General features: G+C 46.2%; 6 protein-coding genes. All 6 read right to left on the bottom strand.

Going from position 1 to position 7,247, the window contains the following annotated elements; all coding sequences use genetic code 11:
* Positions 1-726 precede the first annotated feature (726 nt).
* Complete coding sequence (locus B5D40_RS14555) at positions 727-2,349, bottom strand: PCMD domain-containing protein (RefSeq protein WP_078777502.1); 1,623 nt, start codon at positions 2,347-2,349, stop codon at positions 727-729.
* A 9-nt stretch (positions 2,350-2,358) separates the two neighbouring features.
* Positions 2,359-3,132, bottom strand: coding sequence for a hypothetical protein (locus tag B5D40_RS14550; protein WP_078777501.1), 774 nt, complete (start codon positions 3,130-3,132; stop codon positions 2,359-2,361).
* Positions 3,133-3,208: 76 nt separating this feature from the next.
* Positions 3,209-5,104, bottom strand: a complete 1,896-nt coding sequence (locus B5D40_RS14545) for a lytic transglycosylase (protein WP_078777500.1) — start codon at positions 5,102-5,104, stop codon at positions 3,209-3,211.
* The gene (locus B5D40_RS14540; RefSeq protein ID WP_143159286.1) at positions 5,101-5,325 is read right to left on the bottom strand and encodes a hypothetical protein; all 225 of its coding nucleotides are present in this window, start codon (positions 5,323-5,325) and stop codon (positions 5,101-5,103) included. The genes B5D40_RS14545 and B5D40_RS14540 overlap by 4 nt, the downstream gene beginning before the upstream one ends.
* Positions 5,326-5,343: 18 nt before the next feature.
* Complete coding sequence (locus tag B5D40_RS15785; RefSeq protein WP_158222101.1) at positions 5,344-5,505, bottom strand: hypothetical protein; 162 nt, start codon at positions 5,503-5,505, stop codon at positions 5,344-5,346.
* 186 nt (positions 5,506-5,691) lie between these two features.
* On the bottom strand, positions 5,692-6,831 hold the full coding sequence (locus B5D40_RS14535; RefSeq protein ID WP_078777499.1) for a polysaccharide biosynthesis/export family protein: 1,140 nt from the start codon (positions 6,829-6,831) through the stop codon (positions 5,692-5,694).
* Between the last annotated feature and the right edge of the window lie 416 nt (positions 6,832-7,247).

Genomic DNA, 7,247 nt, shown 5'->3' with positions numbered 1-7,247 from the left:
CTTAGTGGAGTTATACTCGAAGTGTAGAAGCAATCCTTTCCCGCTGACAAGATTGCCACGTCGCTACGCTCCTCGCAATGACGAGGTGCCAGCACAGATTGCTTCGGCTTCGCATCCCTGAAACTTGGAATCTCCGATTCCATAGTTGAAGTATCCCTGAAAGGGACAATTCGCCTAAAGGAAGCGGAGCTTCCAAGGCTCATGGGGCGCTGCACAATTCGCCTAAAGGAAGCGGAGCTTCCAAGGCTCATGGGTAAGCGAGCACCTCGCACTCTGCGAGAAGAAATTCATCTTGTGAAAAGAAATTCTCGTTTTGAAGAAAAAATTAATTGAGGGTATTTGGCGGAAGATCGTATATAATTCCAAAAATTTTTCCGAAGAGTGAATTTCTTTTTCACAAGGGAAACTCTTTTTCCAAAGCGGAATGGCTTTTCACAGGTGATTTTTTTCGCTGACTGCGAGACGCTCGCCTTCGCTAAGTCTTGAACGCATCCCTCTGTTCTGCAAATATACCGCCCGAAAGAACCGTTTGCCGGAAACGAATTTTTGAAAATCCGCCGGAGTTCAGCCTGCGAAGACAATACAATGCCGGAAGGAACATTTTCGTTCCGAAGAGAAATTCACGCTTTGAAGAAAAATTCATCGAATGAAGAAAATTCCTCATCGAAAAAGAAATTTCCATTCAAAAAAATCTACAAGAAACACTTTCCAATCCTCAACGAAACGCTACCTTCCATAAATCAAACGCATCGAATCGATAATCAGCGTTGCGCCTTTTACCCCTTTATAATGATTTCCATCTGCGCTTGAAGCAAAAACAATGCGAACGTGCGTAACCAAATCTTCCGCCGAGCCTTGCACCAGACCATTATTTATCGCCTTCGCATTCTTCGATTGAAGAGAAGTGTTGAAAACCGAAGAGCGCTCGATCGGCGAACCCGGCAAAGGATCTCCATATTGCAATTTAAGGAGAAGCGTTCTCAACCCATTTTCATCCGCATCCGAAATACTGACAACATCAGGATTCACGTGACCGGAACCATCCGCAGACGACGAACGGAACCAAGCCGAAGCGACCAGCTTATTCACATCGCTGCTCTTTCGATTGACGTTCTTATCGCCAGTTCTGTTTTCCAGCAGAATGTAAACGTCACAGCTGTCGCCACTTCCTTTATACGAAAATTTCACTTCCATGTACTCCGGGCGGGCCTTAAATGGTTTTCCAAAATCCAGCAGCTCATTTCCATCAGGCCATGTCGAAGTGCTCGCCATAGAAAGAACACTAATATCATTCGGATTGAAATCCGCCGTATAAAGGCTTCCACTGGCAATTTTGGAAAGAACGGCACCCGTTGTAATTTTCGCACCGATTACGGAGCCTTCCGTCATCTTTTCTGTTGTCGTCAAAATCGTATTGGCATTTCCCCAAATGGAATCCGGCACGACGTCGTTATTTTTCCAAACATCCAAATTGCTTCCTGGAATCTGGTATCCGGCCTTGACAAAATATGTCCGTGTCATTCCATTGGCTCCCGTAACCGTTACCGAAATTCCAGTACCGAAATCATAATATTCCCCGACTGTCACATCGGCGTTCGCCCCTTCAGAAAGCGTTAATTCCGAGAGTTCCAAACGTGTTAAATCGGCAAGATATTCCAAAGAATCCAAATGGATGGTTTTACTTTCTCGTTCAATCTGCGCTTCTTTGCCCGCAATAAAGAGAGACAGTATTTCGGGCAAGGTTGAATCCGCCGGATTTTCTACCCCCGAACTGCTGGAATTATAGGCGATGCTACTGGAACTGCTTTTCAAAAAACTGCTTGAAGAATTTACCGACGAAGAACTGACTCTTTTCTCGGGAATCGAAAAATTCAATTGCCAAATGGATTTGTTCCCACTTTCCGAAAGGACTAGCAAAAAGACACTCTGATTTGCCGAGATGGGAATTCGGGTCTGTTTCCGCAATCGGGACGTTTCATAGTCCACGCTCTCCGCCAGAGAATCCAAAGCCAAAGAATCTTTGGGAAATTCCCCGATTTCCGTATCTACAAGATGCAACGAGGCAAAATGACTCATGCCAAAGCCCGCAATAGTGATTGAATCCCACGTGTCCAAAGAGTCCGGAATTTCCAGCAAATCAAATTCCATCCGATGCTCTCGAGAATAAATTGCAGGATCTCCCTTCTGTTCCATAAAAGAAATTTCTTTTAATTCACAATAATCCGAAGTTCCAAAAGTATCGTAATCGGCAGAACAAGCCCAAAAGGAGACGGGCAACATCGCCGCTAAAACAATCCAGGAGATTTTTCCGCAAAGACCTTTTGTAATAAAAGAAAGCAATCGTTTCATCCCATTCTCCTAAAAGAAATAGACCAGCGAAAAATTCAAGGCGAGCAAATTGATTTTGAAATTCACGATATTGTAAACGATTTTACTGCGAGTTTCTCCGTTTTCTTCAATTTCCATAAACGAAGAGCTCAGTCCCAAAAGCCCCACCGAAGATTCAAAAGCAAATCGATCCAGCACTAAAATGCTGAGACCCGGATTGATTCCAAATTGAAATGTCCAACTGCGATTTTTTGTTTTGGAAATATCTTCGTCATCGTCGGTTTGCGAAATCCCGTAAGAATACTCCACCATCAAGGATGTTTCATTGAAAAAATAGATGTTCTTGGAATCGAAAACTTTAAAATAATTCTTGAGAAAGGGCTGCACAAAAAACGCGTTGCTCAAATACTGCCGCCGTTCCGAAACATCGGCAATGTCCTCCAACAAGGAAAAATCGATGTCCAGATTTGTCCTGCTAAATCCGGCACGCGCACCCAGAGCCATCGCACTACGCACAAAATAACCGCCGAAAGCCTCGACCCGAAAAGTATAGCCTTCAGCGCTGTAAATATCGCCAAACAGGACGTTCAGCGTTTCATCATTTGTACTCCCTTGCAACAGGAACAACGTCGTGCCAGCAAAAATGTTGCCGCGATAAATCGCCTCGTCTTCATCAATGGGGCGCAAGCTCGCCAAAATTCCATTCTTTTTTGCCGACGTATTTTGAACGGAATCCGCTGGAGCCGCAAACGCAAAATGAGCCAAGCTCCATAAGACCAACAAAAAAACAAATTTCACTTTCATTTCACAGAAAATAGAAAAAAAATGGAAATTTCATTTTAAGAAAGACAATGAACGCCGACGGCATCAGGCATCCACATTATTTTCGGATTTTCAACAGTTCTCCAGCTTTCACTTTAGTCGTCTGCTTCTTATTCCACTCCACAATCTGCTCGATGGTCACCCCATACTGGCGGGAAATATCCCACAACGATTCCCCGGACTGAACCCGATGCGTTATAAAATTTTCCGAATCCATCTTGAGAGGCTTCTTTTCTTTTTTCGATTCCGGCTTCAAATTCTCTTTTTTCGTATTCTTTTCCGTGGATGGTTTTGAAACAAAAAGAACCTGCCCTGCAAAAATCGAAGAATTGTTCAAGTGATTCCACGCCTGCAAATTCGCTACAGACACGCCAAACTTTCTAGCGATGCTTCCGAGATTGTCTCCCGACCGAACCTTGTAAGTACGACCGACATTTTTATTTTTTGAATTTCCGGAATTTTCTTTCCCCGGCGAATAGGCCCCGGACGGCAGCGGAATCATTAAATTCTGCCCACGCCGGATGCGCGTATTTTTCAAATGGTTTGCCGACTGGATGTCCCGAACCGAAACGCCATAGCGCCGACTGATAAGCCCCAGATTTTCACCGTCTTTCACTTTATGATACTGCCAACGGGAAAACGATTTTTTGTCCATCTTGTCATAGGCGACCAGAAAAGAATCCCGCGAACCTTCCGGAATACGTACAACATAACCGGATTCCTTGGGCGGCGTACACCAGCGGTTTAATTCCAGATTCAATTCCTGAATCGTCTTCATATCGACTCCCGCCGCCTTGGCCACCTGTTCCAAAGGCATAAATTCCACGACCGTGACCGTATCGAAAGGCGTTCTTTCGCGCTTTTCCACATTCATCCCATAATGTTCCGGATAATGTCCAATCGTCATTGCCGCCAGAATTCTCGGCACATAATGCATGGTTTCTTTGGGAAGCTTCAAATCCCAGTAAGTCGGCGTTTTCGTAGAATCCCACAAAGAATCCTCTTTGCATTCCCGAATGCGCCTGCGCACACAACCTTCACCGCAATTATAGGCGGCCATCGCCATCAGCCAGTCGCCAAATTCATCGTGCAGACGCCGCAGATATTTCATCGCGGCAACAGTCGAAAGTTCCGGGTTTCGGCGCATATCCATCCAAAAATCCTGATAGAGCCCGTAACGCTTTCCCGTCGCCGGAATAAACTGCCAAAGTCCCGCTGCTTTCGCCCGACTATACGCTTTGATTTTATACCCCGATTCCACCAACGCCAAAAAAATCAGGTCCCGGGGCATTTCCAAAGAATCGATAATCGCATAAATCATTTCATCAAAAGCGGTCTTGCGAGAAAGCGATGCTTCCGTAAAGTCGTGCGCCCGAGTCGTCAAATACTGGATTTCCTGCATGACCCGTTCATTAAATTCCACAGGCAGAGTGAACGCCGAACGAGAGAGCGTATCCAAAAAACTTTCGATTTCAAACCGTTCCGCGCTGTCCAATGGCGGTTCGTCCAAATCCTCCAAGCCGTTGTCTTCAAATTCATATTGCACATACGCCGAAGCGTCCTCCCCCATGCGAAGGACTTCCGGATAGATTTCGTCCAAAGCGGCGATAATCTTGAGGGCGAGTTCTCTACGATAAAGAGAATCGCGCTCCGGAGTCGGCTGATGGTAAAATGCGGAATCGTATCGTTCCGCCACCAGCTTTTTCAATGCGATATCCAAATGATGACGGGCGACAAGCCAATCCTCGTCTTCCATCGCTTGCAATGCAAACTGGTATTGCTGCCAGGATTCCCGCAGCTCTTCTTCCGACGCAACCCAATCGCTCATCGCCCGAGAAACAAAAGATTCCTCGGCTTCAGGCGTGTAAACCTGCCTTGCGGCACAAGACAGGAGGGCGACGGACAAAAGTAAAGCGGAAAGTAAAAAAGCTCCCCTTTTCAGGGAAGAAATCACTGGTCGTAATCCAGATCTTCAGCGTAGTCGTTCCAAATCTGGTCACGCTTGAAAGTAGGCTTGTCGAAATTGACCTCTTCATCGAGGTCCTCTTCTTCCTCCTCTTCCTGTTCTTCCTGCTCCTCTTCGCTGGCAAGAGGAACGGAAGGTTCAATGTTTTCGTTCTTGGGGCGACGGCCACAATACATCGTTTCGTGATTGCCCATATTCTTAAAGTTCATAAGAATACACCTCTCTGTTTATTCTCCTAGAGCGCTTTTCACGCCAAACCAGACAATTCCCGCTGCAAGAAGCGACAAAACCATCGTCGCATAAATGAGCATTCGATTGATCCGATACGCTTTCTGGTTCTTGCGACTCCAGAACGGACGTTCCGGCGAATTGACGTTTTTTACACTCATAACGAAAATATACACATAGCAAAGGAAAAAACAAGTGTTTCCGGAAAAAATCCTAAAATTCTGTCAGGCGATTTCCAAAATAGCTTTGGCGAATAAAACTGGAGGGGTTAGAGTTTCGGAAAACTCACCACAAACCCCTAGCGACACGTCGCCACCGCGATTTTAAAAAATGCGTTTTAGTTGCCGTTACCAGTTCATCAAATCTTCTTTAGCCGTATGCGTCGTATGGACGGCCTGTGTTCCGTAGTAAATAAGCTGAGCCGTCGGGAGCAGCATCTTCATGACGCGGTTCCAACGAGCAAGCCCGGTCGCATCGACATACACCAGATCCCCCGGTTGCAAAGCAAAGCGATCGCCAAAAACCAGAGCCATCGGATTGCCCGCATTCAAATGGAACACGTTGATTTCGTCCATGGCGGCTGCGCGAATCACATAGATATTTTCCGCCTTGGCGGATTCCGACTGCAAACCGCCCGCTTCGGCAATGGCCTGCGCCAAAGAAAGCTTGCCGTTCTTCAAAGGAAGCGCCTGCTGACGACCGACTTCGCCCATCATATAGACTTTGGATTCTTCCGCATCCGGAATGCGAATGACATCGTTATCCTTCAGTACAATGTCATTTGGGCCTTTTCCCGCTTCATAAGGAGCCAAAAGGTCTATCGTATAATTCTTTCCATCCCGGGAAAATTCCACCGAAGAAAGATTGGCGGCAACGGTTGCGCCCCCGCAACGATTGATCGCTTCCAAAAGGGTCACGGGAACATCGCTTAAAAGAACAACGCCCGGATTCTTGACGGAACCCTGCACATAAATCTTGTGACGCTGGCTCTGCAAAAGCCGAATGTCTATCTGCGGATCTTTCAGGACTTTTGAAAGTTCCTGGACGATTTTGACACGCAGTTCCGTAATCGTCAATCCCAGAACATTGATGTCCCCGACATAGGGATAAAACATGATTCCCGATTCGCTTACCAGTTGTCCGGTCGCAATATCGCTGCGATACGAACCCAAGGGGCTGGTCAATTCTGGATGCTCCCAGATAACGACTTGAATAATGTCGAAAGGTCCCAATTTGTATGCTTCCGGCGAATAGGAAAGAAGTTCGGGAGAGACACTGCCGCCAGACGCAAGCGAAGCTGAAGACTGCAAAGCAAGGGTTTTGGCGTTAATGCTCTGCAAATGCACTTTTGCCCCTTGAAAATCCGCCAGAGTGTCAATCGCTCCCTCTTCGTCCGCGGATTCGTTCAACACCATCCCCGGTGCCGCAAAGCAACCGGAAAGAACCAGCGAAACAACGACCAAAAGATTTAAAATCCAAAATTTCATTTAAAATCACCTCAAAAAGCAAAGAAAAGATAACATTTTTTGGAAAGAAAACCACCTCTAAAAAGGGCTTTAGTGAAGAAAAATCAAGCAAGACCGTGAGCCAGCCAGCTAAAAAAGTATATCCATAGTCAGCAAGCGATTACGGGCCGATGTCGAGGGAAAGAGGATGGGGAGTCGAGTTTGAAAATTGAAAACAGGAAGAATCGTTTTTGCAAATTCCAAAGCATTGTAGAAACGCGCGCAACTCGTTGCCCGTTGACTTCGCCTCTACATAGTCAGCCCTTAAAAAGTCACTTTGCGAACGCAAGATAAGGACGTTCGCATTTTTTGTTCATTCCGTTCCACAGAAGGCAAAAACAGTATAGCCATTCCAACAGGGCAAAAAAGCGCCTCATGGCCCTCTTGAAGTTGAACGC

The sequence above is a fragment of the Fibrobacter intestinalis genome (genome assembly GCF_900167415.1).
GTDB classification, from domain to species: domain Bacteria; phylum Fibrobacterota; class Fibrobacteria; order Fibrobacterales; family Fibrobacteraceae; genus Hallerella; species Hallerella intestinalis.
The sequence above is the reverse complement of the archived record's forward strand: the minus strand, read 5'-3'. Positions and strand labels throughout refer to the sequence as shown.